This is a genomic window from Kitasatospora sp. NPDC058492, from assembly GCF_042720685.1.
Lineage (GTDB): Bacteria > Actinomycetota > Actinomycetes > Streptomycetales > Streptomycetaceae > Kitasatospora.
Map to the genome: position 1 here is coordinate 24,459 of NZ_JBHXMU010000073.1, position 18,762 is coordinate 43,220.

Here is an 18,762-nt window from a genome sequence, read left to right on the forward strand (position 1 = left end):
TTGTAGTTTGCAACCATGCCGCCAGGCTAGCCCCATCCTCCGCTCTTCACCGGCGAGTTCCGGCCGACATCGGACGGGCAGTCAGGTGCGGCGCCGGGCCGCGGCGCCGCCGCGAACTCGGCCATCCCGGCGGAGAACGGCACCTGCGGGCGCCAGCCGAGTTCGGCGCGCAGCCGGGAGGAGTCGGCGGTGATGTGCCGGACGTCGCCCAGGCGGTACTCGCCGGTCACCAGCGGTGCCGGGCCGCCGTACGCCGCCGCCAGCGCCCCGGCCAGCTCGCCGATCGTGCGGACCTCGCCGCTGCCCACGTTGTAGGCGCGGGAGCTGCCCGGCGCGCGGGCGGCAAGGGCCTCCAGTGCGGCGAGGTTGGCCGCGGCGACGTCCTCGACGTGGACGAAGTCCCGGCGCTGGCCGCCGTCCTCGAACACCCGGGGGGCATCGCCCCGGGCCAGCGCCGAGCGGAACAGCGAGGCGACCCCCGCGTACGGGGTGTCGCGCGGCATGTCCGGCCCGTACACGTTGTGGTAGCGGAGCGTCAGGACGGCGCCCTGGCAGGCCCGGGCCCACACGGAGGCCAGGTGCTCCTGGGCGAGTTTGGTGGCCGCGTACACGCTGCGCGGGTCGGCCGGGGCGTCCTCGGCGACCAGGCCGGGGCTCAGGGCGCGGCCGCAGGCCGGGCAGGGCGGTTCGAAGCGCCCGGCCTCCAGGTCGGCCGGGCGGCGCGGGCCCGGGGCGACGTCGCCGTGCGCGGGGCAGCGGTAGCGGCCCTCCCCGTACACCACCATCGAGCCGGCCAGGACGAGGCGGCGGACGCCGGCGCGGGCCATCGCGGCGAGCAGGACGGCCGTGCCGAGGTCGTTGCAGCCCGCGTAGGCGGGGGCGTCGTCGAGGTCCAGCCCGAGGCCGACCATCGCCGCCTGGTGGCAGACCGCGTCCACCCCGGCCAGCGCCCGCTGCACGGCGGCGGCGTCCCGGACGTCCCCCTGCTCGAAGGCCACGCCCCCGGGCAGTTCGGGGGCCCGCCCCGAGCGGTGGACGGCGGGCAGCAGCGCGTCCAGCACCCGCACCCCGTGCCCGGCCGCGACCAGCGCGCGGACCACGGCCGACCCGATGAACCCGGCTCCGCCGGTGACCAGAATCTCCATGCCGCCGACGCTAGCCGCGCGGGGCGGCGGATCGGGCGTGGACGGACCGGCCGTCAGGGATCGGTAATCCTCCCGGCGTAACCGGTGTGACCGGCCTGACCGGTGTCACGGTTGATCGCCGCCCGATCCGATCCGGCGTTCAACTGACGTTCGCCGGAAGAACCTTCGCCGGTGGCCCGGGCGCCCGGTTCGGCTGGGACTCTCCTGGGCGTTTCCCGGAGCCTTGGAGGCGACAGTGTCACATCCCTCGCGCAGAACGGTCCTTCGGACGGGTACCGCCGCCGGTGCGCTGGCCGCGCTGCCCGCGTCCACCCTCCTCTGGACGCAGCCGGCCCTGGCGGGCACCCCCGGACCGGAGCAGATCCACCTCCAGTGGGGCAACGAGCCGTCCCGCGAGATGACCGTCTCCTGGGCGACGGCCGCCACCGTGCGCCGCCCCCGGGTGCGGATCGGCACCCCGCGCGGCGGCGCCGGCCACACCGTGGACGCCGAGACCCGCACCTACGTCGACGGGCTCAACAAGGTCGAGACGTACACCCACCACGTCCGCCTGGACGGCCTGCGGCCCGACACCACGTACGTCTACGAGGTGCTGCACGACGGCTCCGGCCCGGTGCGCGGCACCCTCCGCACCGCGCCCGCGCGCGGCCGGGCCGCGTTCCGTTTCACCAGCTTCGGCGATCTCGGCACCGGCGACAACGTGTTCAGCAAGTCCTCGATCCACGGCGCCGCCGCCGTCCGCCAGGTCGAGCAGTTCGCGCCGCTGTTCCACCTGCTCAACGGCGACCTCGCGTACGCCAACAACAACCCGCAGCGCCAGCCGCAGTGCTGGAACGCGTTCATGAACAACCTCGCCAAGTCGGCCGCCGGCCGGCCCTGGATGCCCGCGCCCGGCAACCACGAGGTCGAGGTCGGCGGCGGGGACCTCGGCTACGCCTCCTACCTGACCCGCTTCGAACTGCCCGACAACGGCACCCGCGACTACTGCGGCAACTGGTACAGCTTCCAGGTCGGTTCGGTGCTGTTCGTGAGCCTCGACGGCAACGAGATCGCCGTCGAGGACGACGCCAGCCTCGACCCGGCCACCGGCCAGTCCATCTACATCAGCGACTACAGCGAGGGCGCCCAACTCCGCTGGCTGGAACGCACCCTGGCGCGCGCCCGGCGCGGCCGCGCGGTGGACTGGGTCGTCGTCAACCTGCACCAGTTCGCGATGTCCTCCTCGGCCGCCAGCCACGGCGGCGACATGGGCATCCGCGAGAAGCTGATGCCGCTGCTCGACCGTTACTCCGTCGACCTCGTCCTGGCCGGGCACGACCACGACTACGAGCGCACCCACCCCGTCCGCGGCACCGAGCCGGGCGGCCTGCTCACCCCGGCCGTCGCCGACGACGACCTGCGCCGGATCGACACCTCGCAGGGCACCGTCCACCTGATCCTCGGCGGCGGCGGCACCGCCGGCCACGACGACGTCTACCTGCCCGCCGACGCGGACGGCGTCCGCCAGGCCTCCGTGCGCACCCAGCGGCTCACCTTCAAGGCCGACCCGGACGCGAAGGAGAAGGCCCACTGGTCCGCGGTCACCGACCCGGACACCGCCTTCCCGTACGGCGTCGCAGTCTTCGACGTTGACCCCGGGCCGGTGCCGGGCGGCCGCACCACCATCACCGTCAGCTACTACCACTCCCCGTCCGCCACCGCGGCCAACCCGTTCCCGACGCCGGTGCTCTTCGACCGCTTCACCCTGTACCGCGACCGCAGCGACGGCTGGGGCGACCGGGACCGGAACGACGACCGGAGCGACGTCCAGGGCGAGGACCAAGGCGAGGACGAGCGCACCGGCTCCGAGGTCGGCGCCGGGCGCCGGTGACGCCTCGCGTCCTTGAGGGGCCCGCCGCGTGGAGGGCGCGGCGGCCCGGGGGCGCCTTGTACCGCACCCGGGTGCGGCGGACAATCCGCAGTTCGTCGTAGGACAGGCCGTGGAGCAGTAGGCAAGACTGGCGTATGGCATGTCCATGTCTATTGTAGGCAGTTCGGATCAGCCGCTCGGATCAACAGCACGTGCCACTCGCACTCCCAAACCATCAGAAGGTTGGAAGCGATGCACCTCCGTGCCACGACCCGCAAACTCCTCCTCACCGGCCTTGCGCTCGCCTTCGGAGCCGCCCCGCTGCTGGCGGTCCCGGCCCAGGCCACCACCGCGTCCGCCGTCGCACTCGCACCGGTGAGCGCGGCCGCGTCCGTCGCGCGGCCGAGTGCCCCGATCGCGGTCTCGACCGCCCTCTTCGCGCTCGCCCCTGATCGCGGCGCCGTCTTCAACTGGAACGGCGCCACCTGGACCCAGGTCGGCGGCCCGGCCGCCACCATCGTCTCCGGCGGTGGCGGTCTGGTCGCCACCAGCCCGGCCACCGGCGACCTCTACGCGTACAACTGGAGCCCCGACAATTGGACGAGGATCGGCGGTCCGGGTGCCCAGTTCGCCGTGGACGGCGGCGGACACGTCTTCGGGCTCAGCCCGGACCGCAGCGGCGTGTACCAGTGGCAGGGCGGTACCAACTGGACCCAGATCGGGGGTCCGGCCGGCAGCATCGTCGCCGGCGGCAACACCCTGATCGCCACCGACCCCACCAGCGGTGACGTCTTCCGCTACGGCGGGGCGCCCAACAGCTGGTCGCGGATCGGCGGCCCCGGCGCCCAGTTCGCCGTCGACGACGCGGGCGGTGTGTACGGGCTCACCCCGGACCGCGGTGGCGTGTTCCAGTGGCAGGGCGGCGCCACCTGGGCCCAGGTCGGCGGCCCGGCCGGCAGCATCGTGGCCGGCGGCGGCCGCACCCTGCTGGCCACCGACCCGACCAGTGGCGACGTCTTCCGCTACGGCGGGGCGCCCAACAGCTGGTCGCGGATCGGCGGCCCCGGTGCGGAGTTCAGCATCGACGGCGCCGGCACCGTGTACGGGCTCAGCCCGGACCGCGGCGGCGTCTTCAAGTGGCTGGGCGGCACCAACTGGGCCCAGGTCGGCGGCCCGGCCGCCTGGCTCGCCGCGTCCTGAGCCTGCGGTGCCGTGAGCTCGCCGCGTCCTGAGCTCGAGCACTGCGCCGCCCCGGGCCCGTCGCGCGTACCGCGCGGCGGGCCCTTCGTCCGTTCAGGCGGCCCTGGGGCGGGCGGCCGAGGGGCGCTGGTCCATGCAGGGCGGGTGGTGACGGAGGGTCGTCGCGGCGGGCCGGTCCGGTGTGACGGGCGGTCGGGCGGCGGGTTGGGCCGTTGGTGACGGCGGGTCGCCGTCGTGGCTGGGCTGTCCGTGCGACGGGTGCCCGCCCCGGCGCGCGGGCCACTGGCGGGGCGGTTAGCGTCGGCCGCAACACGGTTTCAGTTATGGGAGGTTGGCAGTGCAGCGGTGGATCATTGTGACGGCCCTCACCACGGCCCTCGGCGGGCTCACGGCACCCGCCCTGGCCGCCGATCCGGCGCCGGCCGCAGCTTCGGTGGCCGCCCCGGCCCGGGTGCGGGACGGGGACTCGGCCCCCACGGGCGTCACTCTCGGTGAGGCCCGGATCGACCCGAAGGTCCCCGGCCGGGTCCGGGTCGACGTCGAGTACGTCTGCGGGGTCGCGGAGGAGGCCCGGTCGCTCACCGTCTCGGTCGAGCAGCGGGACCCGGAGGACACCTCCTCGATGGCCTTCGGCTCCAGCCGGACGGCCGAGGCGGACGTGATCTGCGACGGGACGGCGCGGCAGCGGCAGCTCGTCGTCCAGTCCAAGACGGTCAACTGGATCCCGGGCGCGGACGCCGTCCTGATCGCCACGGTCTCCGACCTCGGCGCCACCCCGCCCGCGTCCTCCGACGCCCGGCGGGTCTCGCTCTTCAGCTCCTGATGCGTCCGCGGGCCCGGGCCGTGGCCGCCGTGCTCCTCGGCGCCGCCCTCGCCGCCTGCTCCGTCAGCGTGGGCGGCCCGGATTCAGGCCCGGATTCAGGCCAGGACGCAGGCCCGGATTCGGGCTCGGCTTCAGGCCCGGGGCCGACCGGGTCCGTTTCGGCGACCCCGGCGACTCCGGCTGCCCCGGCCGCCTCGCCGTCCTCGGCCACCGCTCCCGCCCCGGGGGCGGTGGCCATCAGGGACTTCGTGTTCGAGCCGGCGAACTTCACCGTCCGCCCGGGCGCCGTCGTCACGGTCCGCAACGCCGACACCGTCGACCACACCCTCACCGCCCAGGACCGCAGTTTCGACACCGGCACCATCGCCCCGGGCGCGTCCGCGACCTTCACCGCGCCGGCCCGGCCGGGCGCCTCCTCGTACCTGTGCACCCTCCACCACTTCATGCGGGGGATCCTGACGGTGTCCTGAGTCGACCGGTCCGTCGGCCGCGTGGGCGCCGGGTGCCGGCCGCTCCTGAATCGCAAGCCCACAGGTGAACGGGGCTGCTGCTATCCGCTGCCATGTTCTACAGTTCTGTAGAACATGGAGAACAGTGAACGGGGGCACGGCATGGACAGGCCGCTTCGACTGCCGCAGCAGGATCGGGCCGATTTCGAGACGGAGCTGGGGAGGGCGCTGGCCGGGTCGCAGGTGCGGGCGGCCCTGCGGGCGGTGGGGGACGAGGGGCCGGGGGTGGAGCGGTTGCGGCGGTGCGCCCGGGAGAACGCGGAGTTCGTGCTGGCGGCGGCGGCGCCCGAGTACGAGCGGTACGCGGCGCTGCGGGCGGACCAGGACGCGGTGGCGCGGCTGCCGGTGGACGAGCCGGGGCGGCAGCGGGTGTCCGGGTGGTGGGGGGTGCTGGGGGTGATCGTGCCGATCATCGCCGGGGTGGCGGCCGCGATCCTCCTGCTGCTCGGGTACGCGCTGGGGCTGGCGGACGACGCCGAGGTGCTGGGGCACGCGCTGGTGGGCGCCGGGTGGGTGGCGGCCGGGGTGGCCGCGGTGAGCCTGCTGGTGGGCGGACTGGGGCTGGTGGGCGCGGCCTCGCGGTCGAGGTCGGCGGAGTCCGGCGGGGAGGCCGGCGTCCTGGGGGAGCTGGGGCTGGCGCGGGACGCCTGGCGGTCGGCGCTGGCGGAGCGCGGCCTGGTGCCGTTCCTGCTGGCGCAGGCGGGCGCGGGGGCGCCCGGCCGGCGCCGCTGACGCCGCCGGCTCAGTCGTGGCGGGTGCGGGCGGCGTCGACGAGGAGGTGGGCGGCGTCGAGCGGGATGCCGAGTCGGCGGGCGATCCACGGGGCCGGGCGGCCGGCCCGGGCGAGCATCCAGGCGGAGTACAACTGGCCCAGCTGCGGGGCCTGGTGGGCGAGCAGGAGCGGGCGCACGGCGTCCATCGGGAAGTCTTCGAGGGCGCGGGCGCTGTACTCGCGGCCGTTGGGGCCGGGCGGGGGTAACGGGAGCGGGCGGCGGGTGTCGAGCCAGCGCCCGAGCAGCACCGCGCCGACCGCCAGGAGGCCGGAGCCGGAGGCGCCGATCAGGATGGCGTTGATGACCGGGCGGTCCTCCTCCTCGGCCAGGCCGAGGGCGAGTTCCTCGGCGACGAGGAGGGCGAGGACGGTGAGCAGCACCGCGGCTTCGGCGGGGCGCGGGTAGGGCCGGGACGTCGTCATGGGATACCTCTCCTCGGCGGGGAAGACCGGGGCGGGTGAAGGGGCCGTGGACGGCGGTGGCGGCAGGGCCGACGTGTGGGACGTGGCGTCAGGAGAACTTGACGTTGCGTCAGAAAGCGTGCGCGACGGGTGTGTTCACCGTCTCGACCGTGCTCACCGTCTGCCGGAGGCGGACCGGGGCATGCGGGGGTGGGGGCGGGTGGTGCGGCCCGGACTGCTGCTGTCCATGCGTCTCGCCTCCTTCCGGTCGGGCGCGCCATGCTGGTGCGTTCGTCGACGGGGCAAGGGGGGTCATCCTCGGACTTCGGGACAGCATAGCCCGGCCCTCACGCCAACTTCGACACCCTTGTCGAAGTTGATGCGGGTGGGAGGGCCCACCGTTGGACGATCGACCAGGTGGGGCCGGGTGCGGCTGGTGTGCGGGCCCACTCGTGCCCGACCGGTCGCCGCGGCTTCAATCGCCGTACCGAAGGAACGGGACCGGCCAGGGGCGATGGAGCGACATGGATCTGAACACGGTGGCCGAGCTGTGCGACGCCCGCCGGGGCGGCACCTGGCGGCCCGGGGACGCCTGGCTCGGCGGCGGGACGTACCTGTTCTCCGAGCCGCAGCCGCACATCCGCCGGCTGATCGACCTCGGCCGGATGGGCTGGGAGCCGCTCACCCCGACCCCGGACGGCGGCCTGGAGATCGCCGCGACCTGCACGCTCGCCCAGCTCTCCCGCCACCCCAAGCCCGCCGCCTGGACGGCGGCGCCGCTGTTCGAGCAGTGCTGCCGGGCGTTCCTGGCCTCCTGGAAGATCTGGAACATGGCCACCGTCGGCGGCAACCTGTGCAACGGCCTGCCCGCCGGTCCGATGATCTCGCTGACCGCCGCCCTGGACGGGCTCTGCCTGCTGCGGGCCCCGTCGGGGGAGCAACGCCGCGTCCCGGTGGCGGAGTTCGTCACCGGCGCCGGCGTCAAGGACCTGCGGCAGGGTGAGCTGCTGCGCTCGATCACCCTGCCGGGCCGGGCGCTGGCGGCCCGGACGGCGTTCCGCCAGGCCTCGCTGTACGGGCTGGGCCGCTCCGGCGCGCTGCTGATCGGCACCCTCGACCCGGTGGACGGTTCGCTGACCATCACCGTCACCGCCGCCACCGTCCGCCCGATCCGGCTCTGGTTCCCGCCGGGGCCGAACGCGGCCGCCGTCGAGGAGGCGGTCCGGGACGGCATCCGGCCCGAGGAGTACGTCGACGACATCCACGGACTGCCCGCCTGGCGGCGGCACCTGACCTTCCGGTTCGCCGAGCAGATCCGCCGCGAACTGGACCCCGCCCGGCCGGCCTCGCCGAGTACGGCCGGGCCGGGCCTGGCTGGACCGGACCTGGTTGGACCGGACCTGGCCGAGGAGGCCGCCGGATGAGCTTCTCGATCCGCGTCAACGAACGGGACTTCGACGCCGAGCCCCGCCCGGGCCAGTGCCTGCGCACCTACCTGCGCGAGCGCGGCTGGTTCGGGGTGAAGAAGGGCTGCGACGCCGGCGACTGCGGCGCCTGCACCGTGCAGGTGGACGGCACCCCGGTGCACAGCTGCCTCTACCCGGCGGCGCGCGCCGAGGGGCGGTGCGTCACCACGGTGGAGGGCCTGGCCAAGGACGGCGAACTGCACCCGATGCAGCAGCGGTTCCTGGACGCCCAGGGCTTCCAGTGCGGCTTCTGCACGGCCGGTTTCCTGATGACCGCCAGTGCGCTGGACGAGGAGCAACTCGCCGACCTCCCAAGGTCGTTGAAGGGCAATCTGTGCCGCTGCACCGGCTACCGGGCGATCGAGGACGCGATCCGCGGTGTCCGGCACACCGAGGAGCCCGAGGCCGGCCGCGCCGTCGGCCGCAGCCTGGGCGCGCCCGCCGGGCCGCAGGTCGTCACCGGCGCCGCCCGGTACACCTTCGACGTGGAGGTGCCGGGGCTGCTGCACCTGAAGCTGCTGCGCTCCCCGCACCCGCACGCCCGGATCGTCGCCATCGACACCGCGGCCGCGCTGCGCGTGCCCGGCGTGCACGCGGTGTTCACCCACCACGACGCGCCCGAGCGGCTGTACTCCTCGGCCCGGCACGAGCACCCGACCGAGGACCCGGACGACACCCGGCTGCTGGACGACGTCGTCCGCTTCGTCGGCCAGCGGGTCGCCGCGGTGGTCGCCGACAGCGAGGCCGCCGCCGAGGAGGGCTGCCGCCGGATCGCCGTCGAGTACGAGCAACTCCCGTACGTGCTGGACCCGGAGGAGGCGATGGCGCCCGGCGCGCCGGTCCTGCACGCCAAGGGGCCGCAGGCCCGGATCGCCCGGCCGGAGAACAACGTGTGCGGCGAGGTGCACGGCGAGATCGGCAGCGTGGAGCAGGGCTTCGCCGAGGCCGACGCGGTCTACCAGGAGACCTTCCGCACCCAGCGGGTGCAGCACGCCAGCCTGGAGACGCACGGCTGCGTGGTCTCCTTCGAGGAGCGGGAGGACGGCGCCGGCGAGCGGCTGGTGGTGCGCTCCAGCACCCAGGTGCCGTTCCTCACCCGGCGCGCGATCTGCGCCCTGTTCGACCTGCCGGAGGAGGAGGTCCGGGTGGTGGCGGGCCGGGTCGGCGGCGGCTTCGGCGGCAAGCAGGAGATGCTGACCGAGGACATCGCGGTGCTGGCGGCGCTGCGGCTGCGCCGGCCGGTGAAGCTGGAGTTCACCCGGGCCGAGCAGTTCTACGGCGCCACCACCCGGCACCCGTTCACGATCACCGTCAAGGCGGGCGCCAAGGCGGACGGCACGCTCACGGCGCTCAGCTTCCGGGTGGTGTCCAACACCGGCGCGTACGGCAACCACGGCCCGGCGGTGATGTTCCACAGCGTCGGCGAGTCGATGGGCGTCTACCGGGTGCCGCACAAGAAGGTCGAGGCGTACTCGGTGTACACCAACTGCGTGCCGGCCGGCGCCTTCCGGGGCTACGGGCTCGGGCAGGTGACCTTCGCGGTGGAGTCGGCGATGGACGAACTGGCCCGCCGGCTGGGCATCGACCCGCTGGAGTTCCGCGAGCGCAACGTCATCGGCCCCGGCGAGCACCTGCTCAGCCCCGGCGGCGAGGAGGAGGACCTGCACATCGCCAGCTACGGCCTCGACCAGTGCCTGCAAGTCGTCCGCGACGCGCTCGCGAACGACCGCAGCGCGGTGGACGCCCCCGAGGGCTGGCTGGTCGGGCAGGGCTTCGCCATGGCGATGATCGCCACCGGCCCGCCCGGCGGGCACTTCGCCGACGCCGCCGTCGCCCTGCTGGAGGACGGCGGTTACGACGTCGCCGTGGGGACCGCCGAGTTCGGAAACGGCACGACCACCGTGCACCAGCAGATCACCGCGGGCGCGCTCGGCACCACCGTCGACCGGATCGCGATCCGGCAGTCCGACACCGACGTCGTCCGGCACGACACCGGCGCCTTCGGCTCGGCGGGGACGGTGGTCGCGGGCAAGGCGGTGATGCGGGCCGCGAACGCGCTCGCCGAACGGCTGACCGACTTCGCCGCCGAGTACGCGCGGACCCCGCGCAGCCTGGTCCGGCTCGGCGCCGAGGCCGTCGACTGCGACGGGCGCGGCATCCCGTTGAAGGAACTGCACGCGGCGGCGCGCGAACGCGGCGTCGACCTCGTCGGCACCGGGCACTGGGGCGGCTCGCCGCGCTCGGTGGCGTTCAACTCGCAGTGGTTCCGCCTCGCCGTCGACCCGGACACCGGGGAGATCCGGATCCTGCGCAGCGTGCACGGCGCCGACGCCGGGCGGGTGATGAACCCGATGCAGTGCCGCGGGCAGGTCGAGGGCGGGGTCGCCCAGGCGCTCGGCGCGACGCTGTTCGAACGGGTGCTGCTGGACGACCGGGGCGAGGTCACCACGGCCGCGTTCCGCCGCTACCGCCTGCCCGCGTACGCCGACGTGCCGCGCACCGAGGTGCACTTCTCGACCACCTCGGACGCGATCGGCCCGCTCGGCGCCAAGTCGATGAGTGAGAGCCCGTTCAACCCGGTCGCCCCCGCCTTCGCCAACGCCCTGCGCGACGCCACCGGCATCCGCTTCACCGACCCGCCGTTCCTGCGCGACCAGGTCTGGCAGGCGCTCGCCGACCGGCGGGAGTGACGTTCGGTCCCGACCTGGTTACCCTGGGTCGCGCTGTCGGACGCGCCCCAGGGAGGCCGGATGGGACTCACCAGTCACAAGCTGCTGGCGCTGGCGGCGCTGCTCGCGGTGTTCACGGTGCTCGGCACGCTCTGGGTCTGGCCCCGGCTGGCCGTCCGCAGCTGGCCCGCGGTGTTCCTGCGGCTCGGGACGATCGCCGTCACCCAGTTCGCCCTGCTGGCCACCCTCGGGCTCGCCGTCAACGACGACTTCGTGTTCTACAGCAGCTGGTCCGACCTGTTCGGGCGCGACCGTGCGACGGGCGTCATCCAGGCGACCAGCCCGACCGGCGGCCCGTCCGTCAGCCCGTCCGTCAGCCCGCCTGTCGTTCCGTCCGGAAGCCCGACCGGCACCCCCAGCAGCACCCCGGCCGAAGTGCCCGCCGGGGTGCAGGTGCTCGGCACCGCCGAGATCACCGGCGCGGACGGGGCCGACCGCGACCCGGCCACCATCGGGCGGCTCGACCGGGTCCGGCTGCCCGGCACCACCACCGGGCTCAGCACCGACGGGTACGTCTACCTGCCGCCGCAGTACTTCCGGCCCGGCGCCGAGGCCCGGCACTTCCCGGCCGCCCTGGTGATGACCGGCTTCCCGGGGGACGCCGCCAACCTGGTCACCAAGCTGCGCTACCCGGCGTACGAACTCGACCTGCTGCGCCGGGGGGCGATGAAGCCGACCGTCCTGGTGCTGGTGCGCCCCTCGCCGTCGATGCCGCGCGACAGCGAGTGCGAGGACGTCCCGAACGGCCCGCAGGCCCAGCGCTACTTCACCACCGACGTGCCGGCCGGCCTGCGCGCCTCCTACCGGGTGCTCGACGGCACCGGCAGCCTCGGCGTGATCGGCGACTCCACCGGGGGCTACTGCGCCGTCAAGCTCGGCATGGTCCACCCGGAGACCTTCCCGGTGGCGGTCTCGCTGTCCGGCTACTTCAAGGCCGCCGAGGACGCGACCACCGGCGACCTCTTCGGCGGCAGCCAGCAGCGGCGCGACGAGGCCGACCTGAACTGGCGCCTCGCCCACCTGCCGATGCCCGCCCTCGCCGTCCTCCTCGCCGACAGCAAGGAGGAAGGCCACGGCTACGCCGACTCCGTGGCCTTCGCCGCGGCCGCCCGCCCGCCGCTGGTGGTCGCCCAGGCCACCGTGGAGACCGGCGGGCACAACTTCACCACCTGGACCAGGCTGCTCCCGCCGTCGCTGACCTGGTTGAGCGACCACCTGCGCGACCCGCAGTGACGCCGGCCGTGCGCCGGGCACGTCTTGGCGCCGACGGCCGGACGGCGGCCGAGAACGTCGGCGGGGTGGTCACTCCTGAGCCATTGTGTGGCAGGAGGGTTGTCTGGGGGCTCAACTTCAGGGTAGGCAAACCTAAGTGATTTCGGTTCGGGGGGAGGACGCGCGGAATGACTGTGACCGAGAACCCGACCGCCCGGGTCGACCGGCTCGCCATCGCCCTCGCGGACGGCACCCCGCTGCTCGCCCCGGTCAGCCTCGACCTGCACCCCGGGCGCGTGCACGCCGTCACCGGCCCCTCCGGCGCGGGCAAGACCACCCTGCTGCACGCCCTCGCCGGCGCCCTGCCACCGGGCGCCCGCGCCACCGGGCTGGTCACCGTCCTCGGTCAGGACGTCCTCGCCCTCGCCCCCGAACCACTGCGCCGGTTGCGCCGCCACCGGCTCGCCTTCCCCGGCGCCCTGTCCGGCGGCCGGCAGCGTCGCGTCGCCCTCGCACGGGCCCTCGCCCGCCGCCCTGACCTGCTGCTCCTCGACGAACCCGGCGCCGGCCTCGACCCCGCGCTGCGGGACGAGATCGCCGACCTGCTGCGCGAACTCGCCCGCCGGCACGGCATCGCCGTCGCGCTCGCCAGCCACGACGCCGCCTTCGTCGCCCGCTGCGCCGACGAGGTGCTCGTCCTCGCCCCGGCCCGGCCCGGGGTGGGCGGCGGCGCCATCCGGGCCGGGGCCATCCGGGCCGGGGCGAGCCGCACGTCCGGACCGGTCGCGGCGCGCACCGCCGTCGGGCTGGCCGCGCTCGGCGTCGAAGCCCACGTCGGGTACGGGCGCGGGCGGCGCCGGATCCTCACCGGGGTCGACCTGCACCTCGCGCCCGGCAGCTGCACCGGCATCATCGGCCCCTCCGGCGCGGGCAAGACCACCCTCGCCCGGGTCCTCGCCGGGCTCCACCCGCCCACCGGCGGTACCCTCACCCTGGACGGCGCCCCGCTGGCCGGCTCGCACCACGCCCGCACCCGCGAGCAGCGCCGCCGCGTCCAACTCGTCCCGCAGAACCCGCTCGGCGCGCTCAACCCGGCCCGGACCGTCGGCGCCACCCTCACCCGGCCGCTGCGGCTGCACCACACCACCCCGCACGAGCAGTGCCCCGGCCGGGTCGCCGAACTGCTGGCCGCCGTCGGCCTCCCCGCCGACCTGGCCGCCCGGCACCCGCACGAGCTGTCCGACGGCCAGCGTCAACGCGTCGCCATCGCCCGGGCGTTGGCGGCCGAACCGGACGTCCTGCTGTGCGACGAGGTGACCTCCGGGCTGGACACCGACACGGCCGCGGGCATCATGACCCTGCTGGGCCGGCTGCGCGCCGAGCGCGGGGTGGCGCTGGCACTCATCGGCCACGACCTGTCGCTGGTGCGTGAACACGCGGACGCGGTGGTGCAGTTGGGGGCGCCGACGGGTCGGGCCTGGGCCAGGGGCCCCGGACCGGCGCGCCCGGGCGCGATGGCGCCCGCCGGCTCGGCGTGGGTGAGGTGACGCGTCGAGCCGGCGGGCGGGTTCGGGGGAGTTGCTGTCAGGCGCGCCCGAGCAGCGGGAGCGGTGCCCCGGTGCGGGCGGGGAGTTCGAGCCGGGTCAGCAGCGCGGAGGGCGACACCTCGACCACCCGGCAGCCCGCGCGGTGGCGGCAGTGCCGGGCCACCGAGCCGTGCCGCAGCCGGTCGAACCGGCGGCGGGTGGCGGCGCCGAGGACCAGCAGGTCCTCCGGCCCGGTGACGGCGCCGACCAGGGCGGGCCCGGGCTCGGCCTTGACCACCAGCGGGTGGATGACCAGGCCGGCCGGGTAGCCGCCGTAGGCCTGCTCGAAGGCGATGTCCAGCCGCCGCCGGGCGGCGTGCTCCAGTTCGGACAGCGGGCGCAGGCCGTCGCGTTCGCCCGCGTTCCACGCGGCCACCGGCACCAGCACGGCCTCGCTGCGGGCCGCCTCGCCGACGGCGTGGTAGAGGGCGGCCAGACTGCTCAGTGATCCGCTCAGGCCGACGATCACTCGGGTGGTCCCGGTCATGGCCGTTCGCCTCCGTTTCTCCGGTCGGGTGTTCCCGGTTCCGTACTCCTTGGTTCGGATGATTCCAGTGAACCCCGGAACCGGTCCGTCCGTACCGCCGCTGATGGCTCCATGACGCCGGTCGCACACTTCTTGACGTCCTTCTGACAGCTCCGGCGCGCGGCGCGCGGTGCTCCGTGCGTCTCAGCCGAGGCCCGGCACGAACTGGATCAGCAGGTCGATCGCCTTGATGCCGAGGAACGGCAGGATCAGCCCGCCCAGCCCGTACACCCGCAGGTTGCGGCGGAGCAGGTCGGTGGCGGAGGCGGGCTGGTAGCGGACGCCGCGCAGGGCCAGCGGGATCAGCGCGACGATGATCAGCGCGTTGAAGATGATCGCGGAGGCGATCGCCGAGGTCGGGCTGTGCAGTTCCATGATGTTGAGGTGGTGCAGCCCGGGGTAGGCGTTCGCGAACATCGCGGGGATGATCGCGAAGAACTTGGCCACGTCGTTGGTGATCGAGAAGGTGGTCAACGCGCCACGGGTGATGAGGAGTTGCTTGCCGACCCGGATGATGTCGATCAGCTTCGCCGGGTTGGAGTCGAGGTCGACCATGTTGCCGGCCTCCTTGGCGGCCGGGGTGCCGGAGTTCATCGCGACCCCGACGTCGGCCTGGGCGAGGGCGGGGGCGTCGTTGGTGCCGTCGCCGGTCATCGCGACCATGTTCCCGGCGGCCTGCTCGCGGCGCAGGTGGGCGAGCTTGTCCTCGGGGGTGGCCTCGGCGAGGAAGTCGTCCACCCCGGCCTCGGCGGCGATGGCGCGGGCGGTGAGCGGGTTGTCGCCGGTGACCATGACGGTGCGGATGCCCATCCTGCGCAGCTCGGCGAAGCGCTCGGCGATGCCCTCCTTCACCACGTCCTTGAGTTCGACCACGCCCAGCGCGCGGGCGCCGTGCCGGTCGTGGACGGCGACCAGCAGTGGGGTGCCGCCGGCCTCGGCGATCCGGTCCACCAGCGGCTTGGCCTCCATCGGCATCCGCCCGCCGGACTCCACCACCCAGCGGGCGACGGCGCCGGCAGCGCCCTTGCGGATCAGGCAGTTCGTCCCGTCGGGCCAGGTCAGGTCGACGCCGCTCATCCGGCTGTGCGCGGTGAACGGGACGGGCCGCTGCTCGCCGAGTTCGCCGGGGGCGCGGGGCGGCACCCAGTACTGACGGTTCGTCAGTTCGACGAGTGAGCGGCCCTCCGGGGTCTCGTCCGCGAGGGAGGCCAACTGGGCGGCCTCGGCGAGCTGTTCGGTGCTCGCGCCGGGCAGCGGGTGCAATGCGACGGCCCGGCGGTTGCCGTGGGTGATGGTGCCGGTCTTGTCGAGCAGCAGCACGTCGACGTCCCCGGCGGCCTCGACGGCCCGGCCGGACAGGGCGACGACGTTGCGCTGGACCAGCCGGTCCATCCCGGCGATGCCGATCGCGGACAGCAGCGCGCCGATGGTGGTCGGGATGAGCGCGACCATCAGGGCGACCAGCACCACGGTGGTCTGCGGCGCGTGCGCGTAGATCGCCATCGGCTGGAGCGAGACCACCGAGAGCAGGAAGACGATGGTGAGCGAGGCGAGCAGGATGTTGAGCGCGATCTCGTTCGGGGTCTTCTGCCGGTTGGCGCCCTCCACCAGGGCGATCATGCGGTCGACGAAGCTCTGCCCGGGCCGGGAGGTGACCCGGACGACCAGGTGGTCGGAGAGCACCCTGGTGCCGCCGGTGACGCCGGTGCGGTCGCCGCCGGACTCGCGGATCACCGGCGCGGACTCCCCGGTGATCGCCGACTCGTCGACGGAGGCCACCCCCTCGACCACCTCGCCGTCCTGCGGCACGACCTCGCCGGCCGGCACCAGCACCACGTCGTGCAGCATCAACTGCTCGGCGGGGATCACCTCGTGGCGGTGGTCGCGGGTGCCGACCCGCCAGTGCAGCAGCCGCCGGGCGGTGGTCCCGGCCTGGGTGCGGCGCAACGACTCGGCCTGCGCCTTGCCCCGGCTCTCGGCGACGGCCTCGGCGAGGTTGGCGAACAGCACGGTCAGCCAGAGCCAGAAGCCGATCACCCAGGCGAACACGCTCGGGTGGATCACCGCGCTGAGCGTGGTGAGCGCGGAGCCGGTCTCCACCACGAGCATCACCGGGTTGCGCATCATGGTGCGCGGGTGGAGCTTGCGGACGGCGGCCGGCAGGGCCTCGGTGAGCTGGCGGCGGGTGATGAGCCGGCGGCGGCCGCCGTCCGGGCCGGTCGGCCGGTGGCTCGGGTGGTGCTGCGGTTGGTGCGGCCGGTCGTTCGGCCGGTCGTGCGGGGGTTGCTCGCGGACGCCCTCCGGGCGGCGGAACCAGTCGGTTCGGGGCGTGGTGGTGTCCGGGGGAGTGAGGGCCGAACGGCGCATCGTCTCGGAAGACCTTCCGGGCCGCCCCGGGCTGCGGGGCAACGGGGCGGCGGGCTCGGTGGCGGCGGGGACGGCGGCCAGCCCACCATCGGATCCGCGCCCGCCACACGCCTCTTGACGCGGGTTTGGCGTGTGGGCGGCCGTCCTTGACGGCTCCCTGACATCCGGACCGGGTGGGCGTTCGGTGGCTCGTACGGACGTTCGGGGGCGCGTGCGGCCGTACGGGTGACGGTCGTGGCGGCGGATGTCAGGAAGGCGTCAAGGACGCCCGGCGGAGCGTAGGCCACGCGTCAAGGCCCGGTGCGATCGGCCTCCGGTGGGCATCCACTGGAACCGAGGGCCGCACACAGCGGCCCGCCCGCCCGAGCCCGAGGAGCCTCCCGTGAGCAGCACGATCGCCACCGCCGTCGACCAGTCGCCGCGCCGCCTGGTCCGCCTGGTGCCCGCCGGTGTCCGGCAGGACCGACAGGAGCGGCATGAGCTTCAGGACAGCCCCGAGCCGCCCGAACCGGCGCCCGCGCCCACGGTCGGCCACGACCGCGGCCGCCCGGCGCACTGCCGGATCGCGATGCAGTTCGAGGACTGACCCCGCCCACCGCGTGCCGCAACCCCGCCCCGCCCCGTAGGAGTACCGCCATGACGCAGCTGACCGCCCCGTCCGTCCCCTCCACCGTCCCCGCCCCCTCCACCGGCACCTCCACCGCCCGCCCCGACGCCCCGGCCGTCGACGCGCTCGGCGGCCCCTGGCCGGCCTCGGCGCGGCCCGGCCCCGGCGGCGACGTGCTGGTCGGCGGGGTGGGGCTGGCGGAGGCGGCCGAGCGCTTCGGCACCCCGCTGTACGTCCTGGACGAGGCCGAGGTGCGCAACCGCGCCCGGGCCTACCGGCGGGCGCTGCCGCACGCCGAGGTGCTGTACGCCGCCAAGGCGTTCCTGTGCAGCGCGATGGCCGACTGGGTGGCCGAGGAGGGCCTGGGTCTGGACGTCTGCTCCTCCGGCGAGCTGTGGCTGGCCGCCTCGGCCGGCTTCCCGGCGCAGCGGATCCTGCTGCACGGCAACGCCAAGTCCCCGGAGGAACTGCGGCTGGCCCGGCGGCTGCGGGTCGGGCGGATCGTGATCGACGGCCCGGCGGAGATCGCCCGGCTCGCCGCCCTGGTGGCCGCCGACACCCCGCAGCGGGTACTCGTCCGGGTCGTCCCGGGGATCGCCGCCGGGCACCACACGGCGGTCCGGACGGGGGTGGGCGGGCAGAAGTTCGGCTTCCCGATCGAGGGCGGCGACGCGGCCGACGCGATCGCCCGGGTGCTCGACCAGCCCGGGCTCGAACTGGCCGGCCTGCACTGCCACCTGGGCTCGCAGATCACCGAGGTCGAGCCCTACCTCCAGGCGGTGGACGCGCTGGTGCGGCTGCTCGCGGAGATCCGGGAGCAGCACGGTGTGGAACTGCCCGAACTGGACCTCGGCGGCGGCCACGGCATCCGCTACCTGCCGGGGGACGCCGAGTTCGACGTCGCCGACTTCGCCGTCCGGGTGACCAACCGGCTGGCGGTGCGCTGCGCCGAGGCGGGCCTGGAGGTGCCGCGGCTGATCGTCGAGCCCGGCCGTGCGCTGGCCGGCCCGGCCGCCGTCGCCGTGTACCGGGTGCTGTCGGTGAAGCACACCGCGGACGGCCACTGCTTCGCCGCCGTGGACGGCGGGATGAGCGACAACCCGCGCCCGGCGCTGTACGGATCGCCGTACAGCGTCCGCCTGGTGGGCCGCCGCTCCGAGGCGGGCGCGGCCCGGGTGGACGTGGTGGGCCGGCACTGCGAGGCCGGCGACGTCCTGGTCCGCGACGCCGTCCTGCCCGCCGACCTGCGCGCGGGGGACCTGCTGGCCGTCCCGGCGGCCGGGGCGTACCAGCTGTCGATGGCCTCCGGCTACAACCTGGTCGGCCGCCCGGCGGTGGCCGCCGTCAAGGACGGCCGGGCCCGCCTGCTGATCCGCCGGGAGACGGTCGAGGACTTCCGCCTCCGCGAGGTCGGCCGGTAGCCGAACGCCGTCGCGCGAGAAGTCGGGCCGGCCGACTTCTCGCGCAACTCTGGCGGTTAGTACTGCAACCGCATCTGGGCGTGACTGTGGGTGTAGGTGTTCGTTGTCTTGACTGTGTGCCTATGGGTTGACGGTTGAGCAGGTTGAG

Annotated in this window: 15 protein-coding genes; 11 read left to right on the top strand and 4 right to left on the bottom strand. The window is 74.7% G+C overall.

The genetic code is table 11. The features are described 5' to 3' along the window. Positions 1 to 26: 26 nt before the first annotated feature. A complete protein-coding gene (locus ACFWPI_RS33780) occupies positions 27 to 1,145 on the bottom strand; it encodes an NAD-dependent epimerase/dehydratase family protein (RefSeq protein ID WP_380378006.1) in 1,119 nt (372 codons plus the stop codon). Between the two features lie 235 nt (positions 1,146 to 1,380). On the opposite strand from ACFWPI_RS33780, the gene ACFWPI_RS33785 reads away from it, so the two are divergent. From ACFWPI_RS33785 to ACFWPI_RS33805, 5 genes are all read left to right on the top strand, one after another. Continuing rightward, complete coding sequence (locus ACFWPI_RS33785; protein WP_380378008.1) at positions 1,381 to 3,015, top strand: purple acid phosphatase family protein; 1,635 nt, start codon at positions 1,381 to 1,383, stop codon at positions 3,013 to 3,015. Between the two features lie 231 nt (positions 3,016 to 3,246). Then, positions 3,247 to 4,194, top strand: a complete 948-nt coding sequence (locus ACFWPI_RS33790) for a hypothetical protein (protein ID WP_380378010.1) — start codon at positions 3,247 to 3,249, stop codon at positions 4,192 to 4,194. A 355-nt stretch (positions 4,195 to 4,549) separates the two neighbouring features. Then, the gene (locus ACFWPI_RS33795) at positions 4,550 to 5,017 is read left to right on the top strand and encodes a hypothetical protein (protein WP_380378012.1); all 468 of its coding nucleotides are present in this window, start codon (positions 4,550 to 4,552) and stop codon (positions 5,015 to 5,017) included. Continuing rightward, positions 5,017 to 5,487, top strand: coding sequence for a cupredoxin domain-containing protein (locus tag ACFWPI_RS33800; RefSeq protein ID WP_380378014.1), 471 nt, complete (start codon positions 5,017 to 5,019; stop codon positions 5,485 to 5,487). Before ACFWPI_RS33795 ends, ACFWPI_RS33800 begins: the two co-directional genes overlap by 1 nt. 114 nt (positions 5,488 to 5,601) lie before the next feature. Beyond that, a complete protein-coding gene (locus ACFWPI_RS33805; protein WP_380378016.1) occupies positions 5,602 to 6,258 on the top strand; it encodes a hypothetical protein in 657 nt (218 codons plus the stop codon). Between the two features lie 10 nt (positions 6,259 to 6,268). Here ACFWPI_RS33805 and ACFWPI_RS33810 read toward each other — a convergent pair whose 3' ends face one another. Continuing rightward, positions 6,269 to 6,721 (bottom strand): hypothetical protein, encoded by a 453-nt coding sequence (locus tag ACFWPI_RS33810; protein WP_063346563.1) that lies wholly within the window; start codon positions 6,719 to 6,721, stop codon positions 6,269 to 6,271. 503 nt (positions 6,722 to 7,224) lie between these two features. Between ACFWPI_RS33810 and ACFWPI_RS33815 the strand changes: the two genes are divergently transcribed. From ACFWPI_RS33815 to ACFWPI_RS33830, 4 genes are all read left to right on the top strand, one after another. Then, positions 7,225 to 8,124 carry an FAD binding domain-containing protein gene (locus tag ACFWPI_RS33815; protein WP_380378018.1) on the top strand — a complete coding sequence of 300 codons (900 nt, stop codon included), beginning with the start codon at positions 7,225 to 7,227 and terminating at the stop codon, positions 8,122 to 8,124. Next, positions 8,121 to 10,856 carry a molybdopterin-dependent oxidoreductase gene (locus tag ACFWPI_RS33820; protein WP_380378020.1) on the top strand — a complete coding sequence of 912 codons (2,736 nt, stop codon included), beginning with the start codon at positions 8,121 to 8,123 and terminating at the stop codon, positions 10,854 to 10,856. The genes ACFWPI_RS33815 and ACFWPI_RS33820 overlap by 4 nt, the downstream gene beginning before the upstream one ends. A 60-nt stretch (positions 10,857 to 10,916) precedes the next feature. Then, on the top strand, positions 10,917 to 12,128 hold the full coding sequence (locus ACFWPI_RS33825; RefSeq protein ID WP_380378022.1) for an alpha/beta hydrolase: 1,212 nt from the start codon (positions 10,917 to 10,919) through the stop codon (positions 12,126 to 12,128). 167 nt (positions 12,129 to 12,295) lie between these two features. Continuing rightward, a complete protein-coding gene (locus tag ACFWPI_RS33830) occupies positions 12,296 to 13,654 on the top strand; it encodes an ABC transporter ATP-binding protein (protein ID WP_380378023.1) in 1,359 nt (452 codons plus the stop codon). Between the two features lie 37 nt (positions 13,655 to 13,691). On the opposite strand, the gene ACFWPI_RS33835 is transcribed toward ACFWPI_RS33830, so the two are convergent. Continuing rightward, positions 13,692 to 14,180: a universal stress protein gene (locus tag ACFWPI_RS33835; protein WP_063346559.1), complete on the bottom strand. Its 489-nt coding sequence runs from the start codon at positions 14,178 to 14,180 to the stop codon at positions 13,692 to 13,694. A 183-nt stretch (positions 14,181 to 14,363) separates the two neighbouring features. Beyond that, complete coding sequence (kdpB, locus tag ACFWPI_RS33840; RefSeq protein ID WP_380378026.1) at positions 14,364 to 16,586, bottom strand: potassium-transporting ATPase subunit KdpB; 2,223 nt, start codon at positions 16,584 to 16,586, stop codon at positions 14,364 to 14,366. Positions 16,587 to 16,968: 382 nt separating this feature from the next. On the opposite strand from kdpB, the gene ACFWPI_RS33845 reads away from it, so the two are divergent. Both ACFWPI_RS33845 and lysA read left to right on the top strand, forming a co-directional pair. Beyond that, entirely contained in the window at positions 16,969 to 17,172 is a 204-nt protein-coding gene (locus ACFWPI_RS33845) for a hypothetical protein (RefSeq protein ID WP_063346558.1), read from the top strand. Positions 17,173 to 17,222: 50 nt separating this feature from the next. Further along, positions 17,223 to 18,614 carry a diaminopimelate decarboxylase gene (gene lysA, locus ACFWPI_RS33850; RefSeq protein ID WP_380378027.1) on the top strand — a complete coding sequence of 464 codons (1,392 nt, stop codon included), beginning with the start codon at positions 17,223 to 17,225 and terminating at the stop codon, positions 18,612 to 18,614. Positions 18,615 to 18,762 lie beyond the last annotated feature (148 nt).